This is a genomic window from Mesorhizobium sp. M0633 (genome assembly GCF_040320645.1).
Classification (GTDB): Bacteria; Pseudomonadota; Alphaproteobacteria; order Rhizobiales; family Rhizobiaceae; genus Mesorhizobium.
In genome coordinates this window covers 43,672-66,830 of the sequence record NZ_JAMYQC010000025.1, presented here as the reverse complement: position 1 = coordinate 66,830, position 23,159 = coordinate 43,672, and the positions used below count along the sequence as shown (strand labels likewise).

General features: G+C 62.8%; 23 protein-coding genes. 14 read left to right on the top strand and 9 right to left on the bottom strand.

Annotated elements, in window-relative coordinates:
- The first annotated feature begins 102 nt into the window (after positions 1-102).
- Positions 103-3,084, top strand: coding sequence for an Rne/Rng family ribonuclease (locus NKI47_RS23730; protein ID WP_352593830.1), 2,982 nt, complete (start codon positions 103-105; stop codon positions 3,082-3,084).
- 198 nt (positions 3,085-3,282) lie between these two features.
- Here NKI47_RS23730 and NKI47_RS23725 read toward each other — a convergent pair whose 3' ends face one another.
- Together NKI47_RS23725 and NKI47_RS23720 are read right to left on the bottom strand one after the other, a co-directional pair.
- Positions 3,283-4,230: a glutaminase gene (locus NKI47_RS23725; protein ID WP_352593829.1), complete on the bottom strand. Its 948-nt coding sequence runs from the start codon at positions 4,228-4,230 to the stop codon at positions 3,283-3,285.
- 11 nt (positions 4,231-4,241) lie between these two features.
- Positions 4,242-5,390 carry a pyridoxal phosphate-dependent aminotransferase gene (locus NKI47_RS23720; protein WP_352593828.1) on the bottom strand — a complete coding sequence of 383 codons (1,149 nt, stop codon included), beginning with the start codon at positions 5,388-5,390 and terminating at the stop codon, positions 4,242-4,244.
- Positions 5,391-5,535: 145 nt separating this feature from the next.
- Between NKI47_RS23720 and NKI47_RS23715 the strand changes: the two genes are divergently transcribed.
- The 6 genes from NKI47_RS23715 (at position 5,536) to aat (ending at position 10,883) form a co-directional block, all read left to right on the top strand.
- Entirely contained in the window at positions 5,536-6,930 is a 1,395-nt protein-coding gene (locus NKI47_RS23715; protein ID WP_352472763.1) for a M48 family metalloprotease, read from the top strand.
- Positions 6,931-7,000: 70 nt separating this feature from the next.
- Positions 7,001-7,804, top strand: coding sequence for a DsbA family protein (locus NKI47_RS23710; protein ID WP_023674825.1), 804 nt, complete (start codon positions 7,001-7,003; stop codon positions 7,802-7,804).
- 163 nt (positions 7,805-7,967) lie between these two features.
- On the top strand, positions 7,968-8,402 hold the full coding sequence (gene aroQ / locus NKI47_RS23705) for a type II 3-dehydroquinate dehydratase (RefSeq protein WP_031211260.1): 435 nt from the start codon (positions 7,968-7,970) through the stop codon (positions 8,400-8,402).
- A 26-nt stretch (positions 8,403-8,428) separates the two neighbouring features.
- On the top strand, positions 8,429-8,887 hold the full coding sequence (gene accB, locus NKI47_RS23700) for an acetyl-CoA carboxylase biotin carboxyl carrier protein (protein WP_352570908.1): 459 nt from the start codon (positions 8,429-8,431) through the stop codon (positions 8,885-8,887).
- 19 nt (positions 8,888-8,906) lie between these two features.
- On the top strand, positions 8,907-10,250 hold the full coding sequence (gene accC, locus NKI47_RS23695; protein ID WP_023674822.1) for an acetyl-CoA carboxylase biotin carboxylase subunit: 1,344 nt from the start codon (positions 8,907-8,909) through the stop codon (positions 10,248-10,250).
- Between the two features lie 15 nt (positions 10,251-10,265).
- Complete coding sequence (gene aat / locus NKI47_RS23690; RefSeq protein WP_023674821.1) at positions 10,266-10,883, top strand: leucyl/phenylalanyl-tRNA--protein transferase; 618 nt, start codon at positions 10,266-10,268, stop codon at positions 10,881-10,883.
- An 82-nt stretch (positions 10,884-10,965) separates the two neighbouring features.
- Here the strand turns inward: aat and NKI47_RS23685 are convergent, their stop codons facing one another.
- The 3 genes from NKI47_RS23685 to NKI47_RS23675 all read right to left on the bottom strand — a co-directional run bounded on the left by NKI47_RS23685 (position 10,966) and on the right by NKI47_RS23675 (position 12,461).
- Positions 10,966-11,334, bottom strand: coding sequence for a hypothetical protein (locus NKI47_RS23685; protein WP_352593854.1), 369 nt, complete (start codon positions 11,332-11,334; stop codon positions 10,966-10,968).
- 88 nt (positions 11,335-11,422) lie between these two features.
- Complete coding sequence (locus NKI47_RS23680) at positions 11,423-11,905, bottom strand: DUF2155 domain-containing protein (RefSeq protein WP_023674819.1); 483 nt, start codon at positions 11,903-11,905, stop codon at positions 11,423-11,425.
- 157 nt (positions 11,906-12,062) lie between these two features.
- Positions 12,063-12,461 carry an NADH:ubiquinone oxidoreductase subunit NDUFA12 gene (locus NKI47_RS23675; protein WP_023674818.1) on the bottom strand — a complete coding sequence of 133 codons (399 nt, stop codon included), beginning with the start codon at positions 12,459-12,461 and terminating at the stop codon, positions 12,063-12,065.
- Positions 12,462-12,716: 255 nt separating this feature from the next.
- On the opposite strand from NKI47_RS23675, the gene NKI47_RS23670 reads away from it, so the two are divergent.
- From NKI47_RS23670 to NKI47_RS23650, 5 genes are all read left to right on the top strand, one after another.
- Positions 12,717-13,877: a helix-turn-helix transcriptional regulator gene (locus tag NKI47_RS23670; RefSeq protein ID WP_352593827.1), complete on the top strand. Its 1,161-nt coding sequence runs from the start codon at positions 12,717-12,719 to the stop codon at positions 13,875-13,877.
- A gap of 208 nt (positions 13,878-14,085) precedes the next feature.
- On the top strand, positions 14,086-15,486 hold the full coding sequence (locus tag NKI47_RS23665; protein ID WP_352593826.1) for an ArnT family glycosyltransferase: 1,401 nt from the start codon (positions 14,086-14,088) through the stop codon (positions 15,484-15,486).
- 94 nt (positions 15,487-15,580) lie between these two features.
- Complete coding sequence (locus NKI47_RS23660; RefSeq protein ID WP_352570904.1) at positions 15,581-15,880, top strand: hypothetical protein; 300 nt, start codon at positions 15,581-15,583, stop codon at positions 15,878-15,880.
- A 147-nt stretch (positions 15,881-16,027) separates the two neighbouring features.
- On the top strand, positions 16,028-17,239 hold the full coding sequence (locus tag NKI47_RS23655) for a hypothetical protein (protein WP_352593825.1): 1,212 nt from the start codon (positions 16,028-16,030) through the stop codon (positions 17,237-17,239).
- 151 nt (positions 17,240-17,390) lie between these two features.
- Entirely contained in the window at positions 17,391-17,732 is a 342-nt protein-coding gene (locus tag NKI47_RS23650) for a hypothetical protein (RefSeq protein ID WP_352501642.1), read from the top strand.
- A 16-nt stretch (positions 17,733-17,748) separates the two neighbouring features.
- Here NKI47_RS23650 and NKI47_RS23645 read toward each other — a convergent pair whose 3' ends face one another.
- The 4 genes from NKI47_RS23645 to NKI47_RS23630 form a co-directional block, all read right to left on the bottom strand.
- Complete coding sequence (locus NKI47_RS23645) at positions 17,749-18,237, bottom strand: GNAT family N-acetyltransferase (RefSeq protein ID WP_352593824.1); 489 nt, start codon at positions 18,235-18,237, stop codon at positions 17,749-17,751.
- Between the two features lies 1 nt (position 18,238).
- Complete coding sequence (gatB, locus tag NKI47_RS23640) at positions 18,239-19,738, bottom strand: Asp-tRNA(Asn)/Glu-tRNA(Gln) amidotransferase subunit GatB (RefSeq protein ID WP_352593823.1); 1,500 nt, start codon at positions 19,736-19,738, stop codon at positions 18,239-18,241.
- A gap of 190 nt (positions 19,739-19,928) precedes the next feature.
- Positions 19,929-20,360: a CBS domain-containing protein gene (locus NKI47_RS23635; protein ID WP_023674810.1), complete on the bottom strand. Its 432-nt coding sequence runs from the start codon at positions 20,358-20,360 to the stop codon at positions 19,929-19,931.
- Positions 20,361-20,460: 100 nt separating this feature from the next.
- Positions 20,461-21,231, bottom strand: a complete 771-nt coding sequence (locus NKI47_RS23630) for a rhomboid family intramembrane serine protease (protein WP_352593822.1) — start codon at positions 21,229-21,231, stop codon at positions 20,461-20,463.
- Between the two features lie 393 nt (positions 21,232-21,624).
- Between NKI47_RS23630 and NKI47_RS23625 the strand changes: the two genes are divergently transcribed.
- Positions 21,625-22,263 carry a PAS domain-containing protein gene (locus NKI47_RS23625; RefSeq protein ID WP_352593821.1) on the top strand — a complete coding sequence of 213 codons (639 nt, stop codon included), beginning with the start codon at positions 21,625-21,627 and terminating at the stop codon, positions 22,261-22,263.
- 117 nt (positions 22,264-22,380) lie between these two features.
- Entirely contained in the window at positions 22,381-22,998 is a 618-nt protein-coding gene (locus NKI47_RS23620) for a PilZ domain-containing protein (protein ID WP_352593820.1), read from the top strand.
- The last annotated feature ends 161 nt before the right edge of the window (positions 22,999-23,159 follow it).

The window sequence follows — 23,159 nt, the reverse complement described above, 5'->3', positions numbered from 1 at the left end:
GGCCGGCGGACGTTCAATTGTCCGGCACCCATGTTCCAGGTCCACGGCAGCGGGCAGTGTCCTGCAAGCTGCGGCCGACGGCTGCCGGGAGGAAACGAAATAATGCCCAACAAAATGCTGATAGACGCCTCCCACCCGGAGGAAACACGCGTTGTCGTCGTTCGCGGTAACCGTATTGAAGAATTCGACTTTGAATCCCAGGACAAGAAGCAGCTCAAAGGAAACATCTATCTCGCCCGCGTAACGCGCGTCGAACCTTCCCTCCAGGCAGCCTTTGTCGAATATGGCGGCAACCGTCACGGTTTCCTCGCCTTCAGTGAAATACATCCCGACTACTACCAGATTCCGGTCGCCGACCGTCAGGCGCTGCTGCGTGCGGAAGCACAGGAAGCCCAGGACGAAGAGGACGAGGAAGCCGAAGGCGAGGACCGCCAGAGCCGCGACCGTGGCAAGCGCGGACGCCGGCGCGGCGGCAAGAGCCGCGACCGCGGCGAGCACAGGCGCGAGGCAGGCGCGGCCGACGGTGAGAATGGCGAGAACGGCGAAGATGCCGTCGCAGAAAAGCTGGATGCCGTTGCCGACAACACCACGTCCGACACTGCCGGACAGAGCGAGGATGCCGCTGGACAGATTGAAGAAGTCGCTGATAGCGGCGAGACCGAGCCTTCCGAAGGCGGATCGAGTTCCATCGCTGCCAGCGTCGATGCCGACGTAATCTCCGAAGCCGTCCCACAAGTCGAGACAGGCGGGGCCGAGACAAGCGGCGAAGCGACGTCCGAAGACAATGATCGCGGCATGCTGGAGGAGGTGCAATCCTCGCATCCGGACGATCACGAGATCGAATCGGTCGGCGCTGAAGACGCGCTCGAAGAAGTGCGCAACCGCCGCAAGCCGGTGCGCCGCCAGTACAAGATTCAGGAAGTGATCAAGCGCCGGCAGATCCTGCTGGTACAGGTCGTCAAGGAAGAGCGCGGCAACAAGGGTGCAGCGCTGACCACCTACCTGTCGCTGGCCGGCCGCTATTCGGTGCTGATGCCGAACACGGCACGCGGCGGCGGTATTTCGCGCAAGATCACCAATGCGCAGGACCGCAAGCGGCTGAAGGAAGTGGTCGCCGATCTCGAAGTGCCGCAAGGCATGGGTGTCATCCTGCGTACGGCCGGCGAAAGCCGCACCAAGGCAGAGATCAAGCGCGACTACGAATATTTGATGCGACTTTGGGAAAATGTTCGCAATCTGACGCTGCAATCGACGGCCCCTGCCCTGGTCTATGAGGAAGGCAGCCTGATCAAGCGCTCGGTGCGCGACCTCTACAACAAGGATATCGACGAGATCCTGGTTTCCGGCGAAGAAGGCTACCGTGAGGCCAAGGACTTCATGCGCATGCTGATGCCGAGCCACGCCAAGGTGGTTCAGCCGTTCCGCGACACGACGCCAATCTTTGTGCGCAACGGCATCGAAGCGCAGCTCGACCGCATGCTGCAGCCGCAGGTGACGCTGAAGAGCGGCGGCTACATCATCATCAACCAGACGGAAGCGCTGGTCGCCATCGACGTCAATTCGGGCCGTTCCACCAAGGAGCACTCGATCGAGGACACCGCACTTCACACCAATCTGGAAGCCGCCGAGGAAGTCGCCCGGCAATTGAGGCTGCGCGATCTCGCCGGCCTCATCGTCATCGACTTCATCGATATGGAGGAGAACCGCAACAACCGCTCCGTCGAGAAGCGGCTGAAGGATCACCTCAAGAACGATCGTGCCCGCATCCAGGTCGGCCGCATCTCGCATTTCGGCCTGATGGAGATGTCGCGCCAGCGCATCCGTGCCAGCGTGCTGGAATCGACCATGAAGCCTTGCCCGCATTGCGGCGGCACCGGCCATGTGCGCTCCGATTCGTCGGTCGCGCTGATGGTGGTGCGGGCAATCGAGGAATTCCTGCTCAAGGATTCGCGCAGCCACATCACGGTGCGGACGCCGGCGGCGACCGCGCTCTATGTGCTCAATCACAAGCGCGGCACGCTGGTGGAATTCGAGCACCGCTTCGGCGTGACCATCACCATCGAAGCCGATGACGCGGTCGGTGCACAACACTATGCCATCTTCCGCGGCGCGCTGGCCGAAAAGCCGGAAGGCTTTGTCGAGGCGCGCACGTTCCCGGCCTATGTCGAGCCGGAAGAACCCGAGGACGAGATCGTCATCGAAGAGGAAGACGAGGCACCGGTGCAGGCCGAGCAGCCACGCCCTGCCCAGCAGCCGCAGCAGCCAAGGTCCGGCGAGGACGGCGAAGGCCGCGATCGCAAGCGCCGCAAGCGCCGCAGACGGCGCGGCGGCAAGGATCGTGAACACGGGGATCGTGAACACGGGGAACGTGAACACGCCGATCGCGACCATGGCGCTGCTGTGGAAGGTGCTTCCGTTTCGGCGCCGATAGACGATGCCTTCGTAGCCGCCGGCGATCAAGGCGCCGAAGCGGAACGTGAAACGCCGGCCGGTGTTGCCGAAACGGCGGAAGCGGCGGACGACGGTCACGGCAAGAAGCGCCGGCGCGGCAAGCGCGGCGGCAAGCGCAATCGCCGTGAGGACGGCGAGGACGGCTTGGAAGCTGCCCCCGGCGAGCCCACCGCCATGACGGAAGGTGCCGTGTCGGAAGCAGAGCCCGTAATCGGCGAGCCGGAAGGTGCGCCGCCGGCCGAAGAGCTTGCGGTGCTTGCTCCGGCGAACGACGACATGCCGAGCGCCGAAAAGCCGAAGAAGCCGCGCCGTGCCGCCAAGCCGAAGAAGGTTGCGGCGGAAGCAGTTGCCGAGATTGCGGGCGCCGAGACATCGGCTGCCGAGGCCGCCTCCGTGGCTTCCGGCGAGACCGCTGCGCCGGCTTCGCAGGAGACCGAAGCGGCGGCTGCCGAGGAAACGCCGAAGGTCCGGCCGTCGCGGCGCAAGCCCGTACCGGTGGATGCTCCGGTCGTGCCGGTCGTCTCCTCGATCGTCCCGGACGAGGCAAAGACCGACGAGGCAAAGACCGAGGAAGCAAAGGCCGAGGACAAGCCGAAGCGTGCCGGCTGGTGGCAACGGAAGGGCTTTTTCTAAGCCTTTCCGTGCATTAGCCAGACTTTCTGATTAAAAAAATCCCGCGCTGCCGATCGGCTGCGCGGGATTTTTTTGCCCCAATTCAGGCGACAGGCACCAGAGCGGAATGCATTCAAATTGAATGGGGCATTCCGCTCTAACTGTTTGTTTTGCCGCATTTGTGCGGACGCCAAATGATTCCATTTGGCTGCAAAATGCTTATGGCGCGAAGATCGACCAGTTCATCGTCTTCGCCAATTTTTCCAGCGCGATCGACCCCAGCCTCGAATTGCCATTGGCATTGAGGCCAGGGGACCAGACGGCAAGCGAGGTGACGCCCGGCACGATCCCCAATATGCCGCCGCCAACGCCGCTCTTGCCGGGAATGCCGACGCGGAAAGCGAAGTCGCCGGAGCCGTCATAGTGGCCGCAGGTCAGCATCATCGCGCCGATGCGGCGGGCGCGCTCTGCCGAGACGACGGAATGCCCGGTCGCCGGGTTCTTGCCGCCATTGGCAAGGAAGCGGCCGGCCAGGGCCAGTTGCCGGCAGCTCATGGCGATAGCGCAATGGTGGAAATAGACGCCCAGCGCCAGCTCCGGCGCGTGATTGAGATTACCGAACGATTTCATGTAATTGGCAAGTGCGAAATTGCGAAAGCCGGTGGCGCGTTCGGACGCCGCGACCTCGCGGTCGATGATGATGGTGTCGTCATCGGCCAGGAACTGGATGAAGCGCAGGATCTCGCCGATCGCCTCGCGCGGCTGATGGCCGGCAAGCAGGATGTCCGAGACCACGATGGCGCCGGCATTGATGAATGGATTGCGCGGAATGCCGTTCTCGTGCTCGAGCTGGACGATCGAGTTGAACGGATTGCCCGAAGGTTCGCGCCCAACCCGCTGCCACAGCGCGTCGCCGACATTGCCGAGCGCCAGCGTCAGCGTGAACACCTTTGAGATGCTCTGGATCGAAAACGCCTCGTCGGCATCGCCCGCGGTCAGCACGCGGCCGTCATTGGTCACCGCGGCAATGCCGAATTTTTTCGGGTCGATCTTGCCGAGCTGGGGAATATAGCTGGCGACGTCGCCGCGATCGGTACGCTCCGCCATTTCGGCAGCGACCTCGCGCAACGCATGTTCGAGTTGGGGCGCCTGATCAAACTCCGGCATCGTCGCACCCGCTACTTCAGCCAGCGTTCGATACGCGCCATCGCCTCGACCATGTCGTCGTGGCTGCCGGCATAGGAAAAGCGCACCGTACGATGGCCTTGCAGCGGGTCGAAATCGCGGCCCGGCGTCGCAGCCACATGCGCCTCGGCAAGCATCCGGCGCGCAAACGCCATGCTGTCATTGGTGTGCCTGGTGACGTCGCAGAAGGCGTAGAACGCGCCGTCCATCGGCGCGGCCAAAGCAAAGCCGAGCTCCGGCAGGCGTTGCATCAGGAGCTCGCGGTTCCAGGCATAGCGCGCCTTCACCGCTTCCAGCTCTGGCGTCGCCTTGAATGCCTCGATCGCGGCAATCTGGGACAGTTCGGGCGGCGAGATGTAGAGGCTCTGGGCGATGCGCTCGACTGGCCGCACCAGTTCCTGCGGCAGCACCATCCAGCCGATGCGCCAGCCGGTCATGCAATAATATTTCGAGAAGGAATTGATCACCGTCACATCCGCGCCGAAAGCAAGCGCCGTCGTGTCGGGCGCCGCATAGGCCAGCCGGTGGTAGATTTCGTCCGAGATGACGGCGATGCCGAGCTCTTGCGCCGTCTCGACCAGCGCCTCGAGATCGCCGGCGGGAATGACCGCGCCGGTCGGGTTGGCCGGGCTGGCGAACAGCACGCCCTTCAGCGGTTTTTCGCGATGCGCGGCTTGCAGGTGCTCGGCATGCAGATAGGCGGCGCCGTCCAACTCGATCTCGGCGACGTCGATGCCGAGCGCGGCCATGATGTTGCGATAGGCAGGATAGCCGGGCGCAGCGATGGCGACGCGGTCGCCTGGATCGAACATTGCCAGGAAAGCGAGGTTGAAGGCAGCCGACGATCCGGTGGTGACGGCTATCCGCTCGGGCGAAACGTCAAGCCCGTAGTGCTCGCCATAATGCGCCGCGATCGCCTTGCGCAGGCCGGCGAGGCCCAGCGCGTCGGTATAGCCGATGCGGCCTGCTTTCAAGGCATTGGCCGCCGCTTCGCGAACCCCGGCCGGCGCCGGATCGGAAGGCTGGCCGACGGCCATGGAAACGACCGGCAGGCCCTTGGCTTTCAGCCGATTCGCCTCGGCCAGGATGTCCATGGCATGGAACGGTTCGACCGCGCCGCGGCGCGAAAGCGAAACAACCATTTTTCAATCCACCACACTTGTCCGCACGTGCCGGCCATGCTGGCCGCGCCGCACAAATGCCCGATTGGTGTGGGGATCACAAGTTCGGTAAGTTTAGGCTGCCGACTTTTCATCCTTCGCCCACTCGTCTACCAGTGGACCTGCCATGTTGAGCCGACCCAAATCGACGATCGCCAGGACAGCGCGCGCCCTCGCGACGCTTTCGCTTGCCGCGGTGGTCGCCATGGCCGGCTCGGTCAATGCTTTTGCGCAGAATGTGCCGGTTGTGCGCGATGCCGAGATCGAGGCGCTGGTGCGCGATTACGCGCGGCCGATCTTCAAGGCGGCGGGCTTGTCGGGCGACGCCATCAACATCGTGCTGGTCAACGACCAGAGCTTCAACGCCTTTGTTGCCGGCCGCCGCCTGTTCATCAACACCGGCGCGCTGATGACGGCCGAAACGCCCAACGAGATCATTGGCGTCATTGCCCACGAGGCCGGCCATATCGCCGGCGGACACCAGCAGAAATTGCGAGAACAGCTCGAGCGCGCCAAGACGATGGCGATCCTGGCGACGCTGCTTGGCGCCGGCGCCATGGTGGCCGGCGCCACCAGCAACAGCCGCGGTCTCGCCGGCGCCGGCATGGGCGTGGTGGCCGGCGGCGGCGAGATGGCGCAACGCAGTATCCTCGCTTATCAGCGCACCGAAGAGATGACCGCCGACCGTTCGGCGATCACCTATCTCAATGCAACCGGCCAGTCCGGCATGGGCATGCTGAAGACGTTTGGCCGCTTCCAGAACGCATTGTCGCTCTCGGGCGCGCAAGTCGATCCCTACAGGATCAGCCATCCGATGCCGCAGGAGCGTATCGCCAATCTCGAAGTGCTGGTGAAGCAGAGCCCTTACGTCGACAAGGTCGACCCGCCGGCACTGCAGCAGCGCCACGACATGATGCGCATCAAGATCGCCGCCTACATGCAGGGCCAGGCGGCGGCGTCGCGATTGATGCGCAAGAACCCCGGCAGCCTCGCCTCACGCTATGGCGACGCGCAGATGACCTATCTTTTCGGCAATCTGGCGTCGGCGCTCACCAAGACCAACGCGTTGATCAAGGAACAGCCGAAAAATCCCTATTTCCAGGAATTACGCGGCGACATCCTGATGAAGGCGAACCGGCCGAAGGATGCGGCGGACGCCTATGCCAAGTCGGTCAGCCTCGATCCGGCGCGATCGGGGCTGCTGCCGGTCTCTTACGGCCAGGCGCTGATGGCGATCGGCACGCAGGATTCGCTGAAGAAGGCGGTGGCGCAGATCAACACCGGCCTCGGACGGGATCGCGAAAACGCCGCCGGATACCGCTATCTGGCACAGGCTTACGGGGAACTCGGCAACATCCCGGCCGCCGAGCTTGCAACCGCCGAAGGGCATTTCTATTCCGGCGACTACAAGAATGCGAAAATCTTCGCCATGCGGGCGCAGCAGAGCATGAAGCGGGGCGAGCCGGGCTGGCTTCGCGCGCAGGACATTATAAACTACGCACCATCAGGTAAGAAGAAGTGAACCTTTCGGACGCAGGCTGCGACACAGCCAAAGCGAGCGGACCGGAACACGGGCAAGAGGATCGAGGATCATGACCAAGGCAATTCTGCTGGGCACTACCGGAGTGGCAGCGGCTCTCGCCATGCTGGCATTCGGCTTCGTCGCCGGCAATCCGCAGACGGCGAAGGCCGGCACGGCGCAGCTTGCCCAGACGGCGTCCTCGGGTACCAAGCTCGACCGCACCGAAGTCGAAGGCATCGTCCGCGACTATCTCCTGAAGAACCCGGAAGTGCTTCTGGAGGCACAGCAGGCACTCGAGGCCAAGCAGAAGGAAGAACAGCGCGTCGCCAGTCTCGGCGTCATCAAAGACGCCAAGGACCAGATCTTCAATTCCTCCTTCGACGGTGTTGTCGGCAATCCGAACGGCAAGGTCACCATCGTCGAATTCTATGATTATAATTGCGGCTACTGCAAACGCGCCATCGACGACATGCGCGCGCTGACCAAGGCCGATCCGGACCTGCGCTTCGTACTCAAGGAGTTCCCGATCCTCGGCCCGGATTCGCAGAAGGCGAGCGTCGTCTCGATGGCCTTCCATTTGATGAAGCCGGAGAAATACGGCGAATTCCACAATGCGCTGCTCGGCGGCCAGGGGCGCGCCACCGAGGCGGCGGCAATCAAGGTGGCGCTGTCGCTCGGCGCCGACGAGGCGGCGCTGCGCGAAAAGATGAAGGACCCGAGCATCACCGAGGCCTTCTCCAAGACCTATGACCTCGCCACCAAGCTCGCCATCACCGGAACGCCGTCCTATGTCGTCGGCAACGAGGTGGTGTTCGGCGCGCTTGGCCAGGAAGTGCTGGCCGAAAAGATCGAGGCGGCGAAGGCCGCGCTCTGATCAGCATTCGGGTTTCGATTAGGCTGCGGGTTTCCGGCACGGGCCGTTTTCCGGCTGTTGTGGACGGCGAAAGAACGCACTTGCGCTCTTTTCGCCAGCGTCTATGCCCATTATAGAGGGTCCGGCGCGCCGGCTTAGCCGCGCCGGGAAAGGTCGGCATATTTTGAAAACGGTTTTCGTCCTGAACGGCCCCAATCTCAACGCGCTCGGCAAGCGCGAGCCGGGCATCTATGGCGGCAAGACGCTTGCCGCGATCGCCGACGACTGCAAGCAGGCAGGTGCCGCACTTGGGCTGGAGATCGATTTCCGCCAATCGAACCATGAGGGCGACCTCGTCGACTGGATCCAGGAGGCCGCCGACAAGGCCGCCGCGATCGTCATTAATCCGGGCGCCTACGGCCATACCTCGATCGCCATTCACGATGCCATCCGCGCTGTCGCGCCGCTGCCGGTCGCTGAGGTGCATCTCTCCAACATCCACGCGCGGGAACCATTCCGCCACGTCTCCATGGTCGCGCCGGTCGCCGTCGGCATGATCTGCGGGTTCGGGCCGCTCGGCTACACGCTGGCGCTGCAGGCGCTGGCTGCACGCCTATGACCGGCCAACAAACAGAAGGCTCGAAAATGTCGATAAAGAAGAACGGTGTTGACCAGCAGCTGATCCGCGATCTGGCGGGCATACTGAACGACACCAACCTGACCGAGATCGAGGTCGAGCTGGGCGATCTGAAGGTGCGCGTCTCGCGGCAGGCCCCGGCCGTCCATGCCGTCGCCACAGCTCAGCCGGCCTTTGCCCCGGCAGCCGCGCAGCCTGCGGCAGCGGCCGCGCCGGCGACGCCCGACGTGTCGAAGAACGCCGTTGCCTCGCCGATGGTCGGCACCGCCTATCTGGCAGCGTCGCCCGACGCCAGGCCGTTCATCGAAATCGGCCAGAAGGTCAAGGAAGGCCAGACGCTGCTGATCATCGAAGCAATGAAGACGATGAACCAGATCCCCTCGCCGCGCGCCGGCACGGTGACGGCGATCCTGTTTGAAGATGCGCAGCCGGTCGAATATGGTATGCCGCTCGTCGTGATCGAGTAGAGCCGGGAACAGGCGAAAGATGTTCCAGAAAATCCTCATCGCCAATCGCGGCGAAATCGCCCTCAGGGTGCTGCGCGCCTGCAAGGAGCTCGGCATCCAGACGGTGGTGGTGCATTCGACCGCCGACGCCGACGCCATGCATGTGCGTCTCGCCGACGAGAGCGTCTGCATCGGCCCGCCGCCGTCGCGCGACAGCTATCTCAACATCCACCAGATCGTCGCCGCCTGCGAGATCACCGGCGCCGACGCGGTGCATCCCGGCTACGGTTTTCTGTCGGAGAACGCCAAGTTCGCCGACATCCTCGCCGCGCACAACATCACCTTCATCGGCCCGACCGGCGACCATATCCGCATCATGGGTGACAAGATCGAGGCCAAGCGTACCGCAAAACGCCTCGGCATTCCCGTGGTGCCCGGCTCCGACGGCGCGGTCACCGAGGACAAGGAAGCCAAGCGCATTGCCGCCGCGATCGGCTACCCCGTGATCATCAAGGCGTCGGCCGGCGGCGGCGGGCGCGGCATGAAAGTGGCGCGTAGCGAGGCCGATCTCGAGGTGGCGCTGCAGACGGCACGCTCGGAGGCGGGTGCGGCCTTCGGCGACGACGCAGTCTATATCGAGAAATATCTGCAGAAGCCGCGCCATATCGAAGTGCAGGTGTTCGGCGACGGCGCCGGGCGCGGCGTGCATTTCGGCGAGCGCGACTGCTCGCTGCAGCGCCGCCACCAGAAGGTCTGGGAAGAAGCGCCCTCGCCGGCGCTCAATGCCGAGGAGCGCGCGCATATTGGCGGCGTCTGCGCCAGGGCGATCGCCGATCTCGGCTATTCCGGCGCCGGCACCATCGAATTCCTCTATGAGGACGGCGAGTTCTATTTCATCGAGATGAACACGCGCCTGCAGGTCGAACATCCGGTGACCGAGGCGATTACCGGCATCGACCTCGTGCACGAGCAGATCCGCGTCGCCTCGGGCGGCGGACTTTCGGTGCGCCAGGAGGATATCCGCTTCCACGGCCATGCCATCGAATGCCGCATCAATGCCGAGGATCCGCGCACCTTCACCCCCTCGCCGGGCACCATCACCCACTTTCACACACCGGGCGGCCTCGGTATCCGCGTCGATTCCGGCGTCTATTCGGGCTATAAGATCCCGCCCTACTACGACAGCCTGATCGGCAAGCTGATCGTGCACGGCCGCAACCGCGTCGAATGCATGATGCGGCTGCGGCGCGCGCTCGACGAATTCGTCGTCGACGGCATCAAAACGACGCTGCCACTGTTTCGCGACCTCGTTGGCAACGCCGACATCGCCAATGGCGACTACGACATCCACTGGCTGGAAAAATACCTGGCCGAAGGCGAGTGATACAGGGGCGAAGCGATGACCCGTCCCTACGCACCCGGTTATCGCATCCCGACCGACCTTTTGCTCAAAGCCTATGCCTCCGGCGTCTTCCCGATGGCCGAAAGCGCCAATGACCCCGAAGTGTTCTGGGTGCGGCCGGAGACGCGCGGCATCATTCCGCTCGACGGGTTCCACATACCGAAAAGCCTGAGAAAGACCATCCGCAAGAACCTGTTCGAGTTCCGCATCGATTTCGATTTCGAGGCGACGATCGAGGCCTGCGCTGAAAGGCGCGAGGAACGGCGGTCGACCTGGATCAACGCGCCGATCCGCGAAGCCTATATCGAGCTGCATCGGATGGGCCATTGCCATTCGGTCGAGGCCTGGCACAACGACCGACTGGTCGGGGGGCTCTACGGCGTATCGCTCGGCCGCGTGTTCTTCGGCGAGAGCATGTTCGCCAGGGAGACCGACGCGTCAAAGGCCTGCCTGGTTCACCTCGTCGAACGCCTGAAGGCGCGTGGCTTTGCACTGCTCGATACGCAGTTCACCACCGAGCATCTCAAACGCTTCGGTGCAATCGACGTGCCGCGCGGCAAGTACGAGAAGATGCTGGCCGAGGCGCTGAAGGGCGAGGCCGTGTTTTTTCCATAACCTGGAATGGCTCATCGTTTCACGGAAACGCAATTCCGGACGGAAAGCCGTTCACACTTCCTGGAATTGCTCTTGCGGCCGGTCAGCCTTTTGCTGCCGTCACCAGCGGCGTCTGTGCGTGGAACATCATCTTCCAGCCATTGACGCGGTGGACATAGCCGGTGCTGACCAGCGCCGCATAGGCTTCGCCATCTTGCCGCGTCGCACGCGCCTCGTAGGTCAGCATGACGATGTCGCTGCCCGGCTCGATGATGCCCTTGAGGTCGATGTCGAGATCGCGCCAGCGGTTCGGGTCCGTGGCAGTTGCGGCCAGATCGGTATTGCTCATCACCCGCGCCATCTGCGGGAAGGCCACCAGGCAGTCGGTATCGGCATTGGCCTTGAAATAGTCGGCACCGCCGCTCCAGAATCCCCTTTCGATGTCGAGAAGTTCGTTCTTGTTGGCCATCATCATGGCAACCTCCTCCGTAGAGAGGCACCAACGCTCGGGCAACGCGGCGGTTCCGCAGGGCGCGGTATCCGCCGCGCACTGACGGATTCTAGTTGGTTTTGGGGGCGGCGGGTGCCGGCACGTCGGACTTCTGCTTGCAGCCCTTCAGCCAGATATCATAGACGGCATGCTCGACGGCGTTGATCCCGGGGCTTTCGGCAAACATCCAGCCGGTGAAGATACGGCGTATTTTCCGGTCGAGCGTGATCTCGTCGACCTCGACGAACGAATCCGTCTTCGGCTCTTCGTTTTCGGGCCGCGAATAGCAGATGCGCGGCGTCACCTGCAAAGCGCCGAACTGCACCGTCTCGTCGATGTAGACATCGAAGGTGATGATACGGCCGGTGATCTTGTCGATGCCGGCGAATTCAGCGACTGGATTGGTGATGCGCTCGGATACTGCCGGTGCTGCAGGCGCCACCGACGCGTCCGGCGCAGGCGGCGCCAATTCCTGCGCAGTAGCAAGCGCCACCATAGAAGCGAGAACGACCGCGGTTAATCCGCCCGTCAAAATTCGGCTGAACATGCTCATGCAAGGTCCGGTGGTTTGCGCCCGGGGTGATTCTCTTAACGCCAAGGCTAGTTGCTGCTGTCGGATCAGCAAACAGCTAAACAGCAATTGTGGCGACAAAGGACCGCCCCCGTGGGGACCGCGCCCTTGGGGACCGCGCGCGTGTCGCGGCGATCGATCACGAACCAGGCGTCCAGGCGTCGTAGTCGCCCGTCACCTGCGGACGATGCTGGTTGGTCAGCACCGAGCCTTTCGGGCGATAGGCCGCGGGGCTGCCGGTGAGGTTCGGCACATGCGGCTTTTGCCAGTCGCGTGGCTTGTAGTCTTCGCTTGGCGGCGCAACGTCGACACGATGATGGATCCAGCCATGCCAGCCGGGCGGAATCGCCGAGGCTTCCGAATAGTCGCGGTAGATGACCCAGCGACGGGTGCGGCCTTCCGAATCGACGCCGCCCTCATAGTAGACGTTGCCGACCTCGTCCTGCCCGACCTTCTTGCCGTGCCGCCAGGTGTGGAAGCGCGTTCCCAATGTCTGGCTGTTCCACCAGGTGAAAAACTGCAGAAGGAAAGTCTTCATCCAAATCCTCGTGGCAAGTCCTTGTGGCAAGTCCTCGCGGCGGCTGCGGCGCCTGTTCCTGCTTATGGCGTCACGGCATTGCGAAGGCAAGGGTCTTGCCGCAACCGGCGAGCAAATGGCTGACGGGAAAGCGATACGTTCATGCTATTTTCGCGGCCGTCCGAAGCAGATGAAATAGGTTGTTGGCAACCTTACGCAGCGTTATTCTAGCAGTTGAAGCTTCGTTGCCTCAAGGACGGCAAATGAGAGGGGCTCATGTCATCGCTGGCGGGCACGGCCGGTCGCGCGTTGCCGCAGGTCGTTGAGGCGATCTACGATTCGATTGCCGACGTCGACCGCTGGCAGGCGACACTCGAGGCCATCTGCAATCTGGCGGAAGGCCAGCTTGCCATGCTCGCCGTCATCGACACGATCAGCAGCTCCGCGCGGTTTTCGGTGTCCTGCGGCGATCCCGCAGTTCTTGAGCCGTTGAAGCATGACTACGGCTCGCAAGTGCCGTTCTATGCGGCGGTTCCCAAGATGGAGATCGACGTGCCGTTCACCGTCGATTCGATCTACGCTTTGCAAGGCCCGGATACGCGACAGAGATGGCTCGAAAGCCGCATCGTGCGCGAATGGGTGCAACCCAACCGCCTGGACGATTTCTTCTGGGTGGCGTTGATGAAGCGGCCGACCCGGATCGGCACGTTGATGGTGGTGACCGACAAGGACAGGCGCCAGATTTCCCGCGAGGATCTCGAGCTTGTCAGCCTGCTGGCACCGCATGTGCGGCGCGCGGTGACCATCGGCGACCTGTTCGAAGCCGAGCGGCGCAAGGCCGAAATCTTCCGTTCCATCATCGAAAGCCTCGACCATCCGGTGCTGATCGTGGCCGAAGACATGACCATCATCTTCGCCAACCCGTCAGCCGAAGCGCTGCTCGCCGAAAACATCTCGGTCGCTTGCGTGCGCGGACAGCTTTCCTTCACCTATGCCAACGCCAACGCCGCGATCGGCCGTGCCGTCCAGCTCGGCACGCGCGACGAATTCGCGCTCGGACCTTGCGGCATCAATATTCCCCTGGCCAGGACGGTCGTTCCGGCAGTGGCCCATGTCATGCCGCTGGCGCGGCGTGAAATCTCGGCGCGCATCTCGCAACGCGCCGCCGCAGCGATCTTCATCGCCGCGGCCGGTTCGACACCGACCCCGGCGCTGGACGCCATTGCGGCGCTGTTCGGACTGACCGCGGCAGAAAGGCGAGTCGCCGGTCACGTTGCCGCCGGCCTGACGCGAAAGGAAATTGCCGCGGCCGGCGGCGTCTCGGACGGCACCGTCAAGTCGCAGCTGGCGACGATCTTCGACAAGACCGGTACCGGCGATCAGCGCGAGCTCGAACTGTTGATGCGCGAATTGTCACCGCCGTTGCGCTCCAGTTGATTTTGCTCAGGTTCCCCGGACCGGCAGCGGTCCAAAAGACTCGGCCGGTAAGTTTTTCAAACCTTTGACACCATCGTCCGCAAAATCTGGGAAACGAAACCGGCATCGTTGCAATTCGGCCAAAATCATGGTGCGGTCGTTCGCGGTCCAGAAACGCGGCACTATGCTCGGCTGGAATGAAAATGGTTTCTGGCGCGGATCTCGATCTTTGACACCGACAGCTACCGAGCGACTGCTCCCCTACCTCTTTCTGCTTGGGCTGATCGTAATCGCGGTCGCTTTCCGGCCACTGCTGCCCGTCGACGAAACGCGATATCTCAGCGTCACCTGGGAAATGTATCTGAGCGGACAGATCTTCGTCCCGACGATGAATTTCGCGCCCTATCTGCAGAAGCCGCCACTGCTGTTTTGGCTTATCGACCTTGTCTGGAACATTTTCGGCGCCAGCAGGCCGGCGGCGATGCTGGTCATCTTCGCCGCCTCCTCGCTCGTCATCTGGCTGACGACGGCGTTGGCAAAGACCCTGTTTCCGGGCCGCGACGACATCGCGCGGCGCATCCCCTGGCTGGTTGCCGGAAGCAGCGTGTTCGTCATCTATTCGACGCTGATCCTGTTCGACCTGTTGCTGACGGTCTTTGTGCTCGCCGCGCTGTTGTCGTTGATTGCCTTTGCCCGCAGCGGCAACCGCTGGCAGGCCGTTCTGGCCGGGCTGTTCATCGGCATGGGCGTGCTGACGAAAGGCCCAGTGGTGCTGATCCATATCGGCGCGCCCATCCTGTTCTACCCGTTCTGGCGCGACCGGCGGGCGGGACTGACGACACCGAACTTCCTCGCTGGAGTGGGCCTGGCCCTGCTCGCCGCACTAATTCCGGTGGCGATCTGGCTGGTGCCGGCGACCATCCTGACAAAAGGCAATTTCGTTTATGATCTCGTCTGGAACCAGTCGGCGGGGCGCGTCACCGGCAATTTGCGCAATTCGCATGGCCGGCCGTTCTATTTCTATCTGCTGCTGCTGCCCGTCATGTTCATACCGTGGATCTTCATACCCGAGGTGTGGCGGTTGAAGCTGCGCACGCGGATACGCAACCTGATCGACGCGAAGTCGCCGGATCTGCGCGCCTTGCGCCTGCTGTCATTCTCGTTCGTTGCCGTGTTTCTCGTGTTCAGCGCGATATCCGGCAAGCAGCCTCATTATGTCGTGCCGATGTTGCCGTTCGTGGTCATCCTGTTCGGCTATTTCATGGCGGAGATCCCGCTCGCCAGGCTGAAGAGCTCGGCCATCGTCATGCTTGTCATTTTCGGCATCGGCCACGCGGTGGCATCGGCAACCGCGTTCAAACGCTATGATCTGACGCCGCTCGCCAACTTCATCGACGAGCGAAAGGATGCGGACTGGGCCGTGGCTTTCGACTATCAAGGCGAAGTCGGCTTCCTGGCCCGGTTGCAAAAGCCATTCGAAAGCACCGACAAACCGGAAGAATGGCTTGGCTCGCATCCCAGCGGCTATGTCATCGACAAGGTTTCTAAGGATCCCGGCACTGCAGGGCAAATCGCGTTCCGGCTTCGCGTCGAACGCGGCTATCTCGTCGTGCTGAAGGGACAGCATTGACGATCGTCACCGGTATGCGAGTTCGTCCCCCGCGCGGGAGATGAAGGCGTTGCTGCTTCGTGGTTCCATCGCTCGATAGAACCGGGAGGTATTCATGCGCAAGCTCATCTCGACGACGCTTTTTGCCTTATCGCTCGCTGTGGCCGGCCTTGCCGCCGATCCGGCATGGAGCTTCAAATGTCAGTCCGGAACGATTGGGCAAGGCAGTTGCTCCTGCTCCGGGACCGCCGACTGCACCGATATGCGGCATTCCAAAATGTGCAAGGGCGACCTGAACTGCGGTTCGGGCAAATGCTCCTGCACGGCCGCGTTGGTAGTCGACCCCGGCCCGAAAACCCCCAAGCCCAAGGTCGTCGCGCCGATGGCGACAACCAAAGGCGTCGTGAAGCAGTAGATATCCAATCCGAACGGACGGCGGCTCGACGTCGCTGGGCCGGCCCGATGTTTCGCAGTTCATCCCCCGTGCGGGCGATAAACTGCCATCGAACAAATGCTGCTGTCTAGCCGGAGGGTGGTTTCCAACCGAAAGAGCGAGGATACCATGTTGAAAACCTGCACGATGCTGTTCTTCGGCCTGATGGCGGCCACCGCGGCCGCCCAGCCGCCGCCTTCGGGGCCGCCGGTTCCCAGTGCGGCACTTGCCCCATGCAACGCCACACAATCGAACAGGCCCTGCAAAGCCGAACTCGGCGTGTTCCTGATCACCAATACCGTCCGCAACCTGGCGCAAGCCAAGGTCGACGCCACCAACGCACAGCTGGCCGCCCAGGGACGATCGTCACGCGCGTCGATCGAATCGCTGAAGCAATGGCGACCGTCGCGCTTTGCGACGCAGATGCTGAACCAGCCGAACAGCTGGTTTGTCAAAGTTCCTTACATCCTGACCATCAAAGTCTCGATCCCGGTGACCTCCGACCGCCACATCGGCATTCCCATAGACGTCAACGTCTTCTGCAGCGGCTGGCAGACCGATTCCAGCCAGGTCATCATCCGCTCGCAACCCGGCCCGGCGAGCTTCGAGGGCGGCAACATCCTCGAAGACGTTTTCAATGTCGGCAACTACATCGACGCTCAGGTACGCAGCTCGTTTTCGGCACCCCTGCCGGTGACGACGCCGGTTCCAAATTCGAAATGCTCGGCAATAGACGGCTCCGATGCCGGCACGCAGGCCACCGGCGATGATCTCATCTTCTGGACGGTGCCGCGGCGCAACCTGGTGGTGACGGACGCCATAGCCAAGCCGACGGTTGAAGTGACCTTCGACAGCCTCACACGCGTGCCAGCCCGCGACTTCCACAACAATATCGTCTATGCGGAATCCGAGGCCATAAACCTCAACGTCTATGCGAATGAGGATGGCCGTCAGAAGGCGCTGACGATGCGCGAAGGCAACGTGGCTGCGCTGAACCTTCCCGCAGTACGGCTGGACGCGCGAAAATACGATTCGCTGGTCGTCATCGGCAATGTCGACCAGCCGCCGAACGACCCCAGAGACAGCGCCTTCGCAGTAGCGGCCAAGACTGCGGGATTCGGTGCCGGTTCCAAGATCATGCAGATCCCGAAGTGGTATTCGAGGCCGCCGGACCAGTTCAATCCCAAGCCTACATGGATCAGAGTTCCCGGCTATGAGCTGCACTATACGGTACGCTATCTCAACAGCGGCGGGCTGGCCGTCGATGGTGGAACCAGTACGGTCCGGCCTCCAAAAGTCGCCGTTCCGATAGAGACGCTCATCAAGCCGAAAACGCCCTGACGCGGCCGCTCGCGGATGACGGCGGCGGTTCAGACCGCTACCGCCTTCCCCCGCGCGGCAGATGCGGCAGCACCGGCATCATGGCCTGATCTTGCCGGAACAAACGCGCCGCTGCGCCACGAGCGAGCGGCGCCATCGATGGAGACAAACGATGCAGCACCTTCCCCTCACCATGCCCGCCGTCAGGATCATTGCGGCAATCTCGCTGCTTGCCTTCCCGAACTTCCTGCCGCCGGTCACGAGCCCGGCGAACGCGCTGCCGGTCAGCCAATCCTGCCGGATCACCACCTATTACAAGACTGCGGCAAAGGCGACGGAGGTTGGCGTGCGCTCGACGTGCCAGGGCGTCAAAAAATGGGGTGTCACCTCGAAATATTACGAGGTGGAAAAAATCGAAGCCGCCACGCCCCCGCACACGTCGGGCGGCGGCGGCAGCCTGCCGTGCGAGTTTCTCGCTGCCGGCTGCTCCAACCTGCCTGAGAAACGCAACTGAGCGCCAGGCAAACGAGCTAGCCGATCGCCTTCTCCAAAACCAGCGCCGGCAATCCCGAGGCGCCGCCGCAATCGGCCGTGTTGCCGGCGGGCAAGAACCCCCTCGAGCGGTAGAAGGCGACAGCCGGAGCACTTGCTTCCTCGACCTCGACACGCAGCGTCCGGGCCTCCGGAAAGCTGGCCTCGATCTCGTCCAGCAGCGCCTGGCCGATGCCTTGCCTCTGCCAGGCCGGATGCACGTAAAGCTGGTTCAGCATGACGATCCTGGCATCCGTGGTAGCGGCGGCGAAAGCCATGCCGCCGATGTTTTTGCCGTCGTCGGCGACCAGGAACTCCGAGTTCGGCCGCGTCAGCCGTGCCTTGAGCGCGGCGATAGAATGCCATTCATCGGTGATTTCGGTGACCCGCGGCCCGCCGTAGATGGCATCATAGGTGGCATGCCATGTCTCGACCAGCAATGCGCGCACCGCCGCAAGATCGCGCTCGCCGGCGGTGCGGACGAACATCCTACTCGATCCCGAGCCTGGCCTTGACCAGCTCGTTGACCGCCTGCGGGTTGGCCTTGCCGCCGGTCGCCTTCATCACCTGGCCGACGAACCAGCCGGCCATGGTCGGCTTGGCGCGCGCCTGTTCGACCTTGTCCGGGTTGGCCGCGATCACCTCGTCGACCGCCTTTTCGATGGCGCCGGTATCGGTGACCTGCTTCATGCCGCGGCTTTCGACCAGCTGACGCGGATCGCCGCCCTCGTTCCAGACGATCTCGAACAGATCCTTGGCGATCTTGCCGGAGATGGTGCCTTCCTTGATCAGATCGATGACCGCGCCGAGCTGATCGGGCGAAACCGGAGCATTTTCAATACGCTTGCCGGCTCTGTTCAACGCACCCAGCAAATCGTTGATGACCCAGTTGGCGGCAAGCTTGCCATCGCGACCAGCGGCCACCTTCTCGAAATAGTCGGCGACCGCCTTTTCCCATACCAGGATCGAGGCGTCGTAGGTCGACAGGCCGAGCGAGGTGATCAGCCGCGCCTTTTTCGCGTCGGGAAGTTCCGGCAGGTCCTTTGCCAACTCGTCGATATAGGCCTGGTCGAATTCCAGCGGCAGAAGGTCGGGATCGGGGAAATAGCGGTAGTCGTGCGCTTCTTCCTTGGAACGCATCGAGCGCGTTTCGCCCTTGTTGGGGTCGAACAGCCGCGTTTCCTGGTCGATCTTGCCGCCGTCCTCCAGGATGGCGATCTGGCGGCGCGCCTCGTAGTCGATGGCCTGGCCGATGAAACGGATGGAGTTGACGTTCTTGATCTCGCAGCGCGTGCCGAATTCGCCGCCGGGCCGGCGCACCGAGACGTTGACGTCGGCGCGCAGCGAGCCTTCGTCCATATTGCCGTCGCACGTGCCGAGGTAGCGCACGATGGTGCGCAGCTTGGTGACATAGGCCTTGGCTTCATCGGCGGAGCGCATATCCGGCTTGGAGACGATCTCCATCAGCGCCACGCCGGAGCGGTTGAGATCGACGTAGGACATCGTCGCATGCTGGTCGTGCATCGACTTGCCGGCGTCCTGCTCCAGGTGCAGGCGCTCGATGCCGACCTCGATGTCCTCGAATTCGCCCTGCCGGTCCGGGCCGACCGAGACGATCACCTTCCCCTCGCCGACGATCGGCTGCTTGAACTGCGAGATCTGGTAGCCCTGCGGCAGGTCGGGATAGAAATAGTTTTTCCTGTCGAAGACCGATTTGTGGTTGATCTCGGCCTTCAGGCCCAGCCCGGTGCGGATCGCCTGCTTGACGCATTCCTCGTTGATGACCGGCAGCATGCCGGGCATCGCCGCGTCGACCAGGCTGACATTGGCGTTGGGCGCGGCGCCGAAAATGGTCGAGGCGCCGGAAAACAGCTTTGCCTGCGAGGTCACCTGCGCGTGGACCTCGAGGCCGATGATGATCTCCCAGTCGCCGGTGGCGCCGGGAACCAGGCGCTTGGCGTCGGGCGTGCGGGTGTCGATAATGCTCATAAGGGCCTGCATACTGAAATTGCGGATATGCGAGAACGCATATTTTGCTGTGCAACTTCGCTAGTGCAAACCGCCAAAAGAGACAAGCGCAAAGCCGCAGGCCGCCGACGCGGCACAGGCCCGCACCTGCCGCGATGAACTGCGATAGCAGCTTGAAAAATCGACCTGCCGGCAACCCGGCCGCCGTCACCTATGCCGTGGCGATATAGGCCCTGATCTCCTCGGCCTCGCGCTCGACATCCTCGATGCGCCGCTTGACCACGTCGCCGATCGACACGATGCCGTCGAGCAGCCCGTTCTTTTCCACCGGCAGATGGCGGAAGCGGCCCTTGGTCATGATCTCCATAACCTCGTTGACGGTGTGGTTCTCATTGCAGATCTTCACCTTGGGCGTCATCGCCGAGCGGACGGCAAGGTCGAGCGCCGCCGCCCCCTCCTTGGCGAGAACCCGCACCACATCGCGCTCGGAAAGAATGCCGACGATCTTGTGATCGCCGTTGGTGATGACCAGCGCGCCGATCCTGTGTTCGGAAAGCATGCGGATGGCTTCGCTGAGCTTTTCGTTCGGCCCGAGCGTCACCACGTCGTGGCCTTTTGCCTCGAGAATTGCCTTAACAGTCATGGCGTCCTCCTCTGCATTTCCTGCCGGCTCCTGCCCTGGCCGGCTTGCCCTGGGATGAACATGGTGCGCCGCGAACGGTTGCATTTCAAGTGCGGCGGTCTCAGGTCTCCGGCTCGTCCGCCTGCCGGGGCACCTGCTCTCGCCGATCAAAAAACCGCAGGCCGAAGAAGCCGGCAAGAAAGCCGCCAATATGGGCTTCCCAGGCGATCTGGCCGCCAATGCCAGGCGCCAGGCCGAAGAGGCCGGTCGCGAGGTTGATCACCATCCACATGGCGAGAAAGGTGACGACGCCGCGCGAGCGCAGCACCGCCGCCATCGGCAAAGGCTGGCCGGCGAAGGCGGCCTTGCCCGACGAGCGGTCGATGCGGAAGCCGTAGCGCGCCGCCGCACCCATCATGCCGGAAATCGCACCGGAGGCGCCGACCAGCGGCGCCTCGCCAAGCGGGTGCATGGCCCAGAACAGCGCCACCGCCGCCAGTCCGGTCGCGGCGAAGAACAGGCTGAAGCGCAGCGCGCCGAAGCGGTTGGCCAGCGGTGAGCCGAAGGCCGCAAGCCACACCATGTTGATGGCAAGATGGGCAAAGCCGCCATGCAGGAAGGCATATGTAAAGGGCCGAGAAAACAGGAACCAGTCGAAGCCGTATTGGCCAGTGTAGAGAACAGGAATGAAGGCCCCGTCGTACAATAGTGTCAGCTGCTGGTCTTGGCTAAGCACATACTGCTGCATCAGAAAGACGACGACGCAGATGCCGATCACCGCCAGCACTACGGGCGGCAGGTTGAACACCGGTTCGCGGCGCTGCTCCGGTTCGCGGGCGGCAGGCCCACCCTGACCCTGCTCGATCTCCGGTGGGCTTTCTGGGTCGCTCATATGGCTTGCACTCAGTCGCTGGATTGGACTTGGCGAGCATGTAGATCACGGCCAACCGAATCACAAACGGCGAATCAGCAGCCCCGAATCAAAAAAAGAAGCCGTCCAAGGTTTCCCTTGAACGGCTGGTCGAGCCCCCTTGCTCCCCCTGAACTCTTGACTGAAGTGCTGCCGATCGTCGCAAAACGACCGCTTCTGGAGTGGTTTTGGTGTGCCACAGGCCTGGCCGGCGCGCAACGTAAACCAGTTGTTAACCTTAACCGCCCCGACCCGTGAACAAGTATTAACGATGCTGGCACGCATCCTGCTCCGCAACGCATGTAGGTCTTCGGAGGGCGCCCTTCTGTTCACCGATGGGACATCAGAAGACAGAATGCGCGGAGCAGCATTAGCATGAACCAGACCGGATCGATCACGCTGTTCCATTATTGGAACCGGTTGCGTGACGGACGCCCTGCCCCGAAGCGCTCGGAAGTCGAACCCGCCGACATCAAGTCGCTGCTGGCCGACACGTTTATCCTGGAAAAGGACACGCGCGGCGAAGCGGTGTTCCGGCTGGCCGGCACCAGGCTCTGCGCGGTCTATGGCCGCGAACTCAAGGGGTTTTCATTCCCTTCGCTGTGGCGCGAAAAGGACCAGCGGCTGATTTCGAAGCTGACCGATGGTGTCTTCGACCTGAAATCGGTGATGCTCATCACCTATGAGGGTTTCAGTCGCAACGGCCGGTCCAACAGGTTCGAGCTGCTCGCGCTGCCGCTCGACGGCGGTGTCGAGAGCCCGCGCTGCCTCGGCGTGATAAGCGCCGTCGAAAAACCCTTCTGGCTGGGTGCCGACCCGGTTCTCGACGTCTTGATCGATTCGATCCGTGTCGTCGATCCCGACAAGGAGCCGATGTTCCCGGGGAACCGTCCGGCGATCGAGGTTCCCTCGCTCGCCCCATCGGAATTCGACCCGCCCGAGACGATTTCGGCGCTCGGCCAGGCCCGCCGCATCCGTCACCTGGTCGTCTTCGACGGCGGACGCGAGGAATGATGCCCAAAGCTTAAAGCAACAGCGCCGGGCTTTCCCCTTTGTTAACCTGCTTTGTTGTAGTTTTCCGCTGAAATTCTCCGCATCCATGCGCGGAATGCCGAACGGGGTATGGCAGTGATGAGGTCAGCGGCGGTCGACCATGCGCCGTCCCAAGCTGAAAGGCGCAACTTTCAGCGCGTCCGCGTGAAAATTTACGGACGCTTCATGCTGGAAGACCGCACCGAACATCCCTGCCAGGTGGTCGACATGTCGCCCGGCAACGTCGCGCTGCGCACCGAGCGCGCCGGCCTGGCGGGCGAAAAGGTCATTGCCTATATCGATCACATCGGCCGCATCGAAGGCGTCATCACCCGCACTTTGCAGGATGGCTTTGCGATGACCGTCATCGCGTCGGACCGCAAGAGGGACAAGCTCGCCGCGCAACTGACCTGGCTTGCCAACAAGCACGAGCTCGACCTGCCGGAAGACCGCCGCCATGAACGCGTCGCACCGCGCAACCCGACGAGCGTGCTGCAGCTTGCCGACGGACGCCAGTACCAGTGCCGCATCATCGACCTGTCGCTGTCGGGCGCGGCGATCGAGATCGACGTCAAGCCGGCCATCGGCGTCCAGGTGACGCTGGGCACCATGCGCGGCCAGATAGTGCGGCATTTCGAAGATGGCGTCGCCATCGAGTTCGCCGTCATCCAGCGGCCGGGAACGCTCGATACCGAATTCAGCTCATCGCGCGGCTGACGCGGAAGCGTTAGCACTATCGGGAAGAGAGGCTGGCGATCCTTCGCGCCCCCCTCTGTCCCGCTATCCTAGCTGTTCGAACGGTGCGACGAAGCATGGGAACATGCCCGGCTGGAATCCTTAAACAATTCTATATTCAATTGCGTCAAATTTTATGTTTA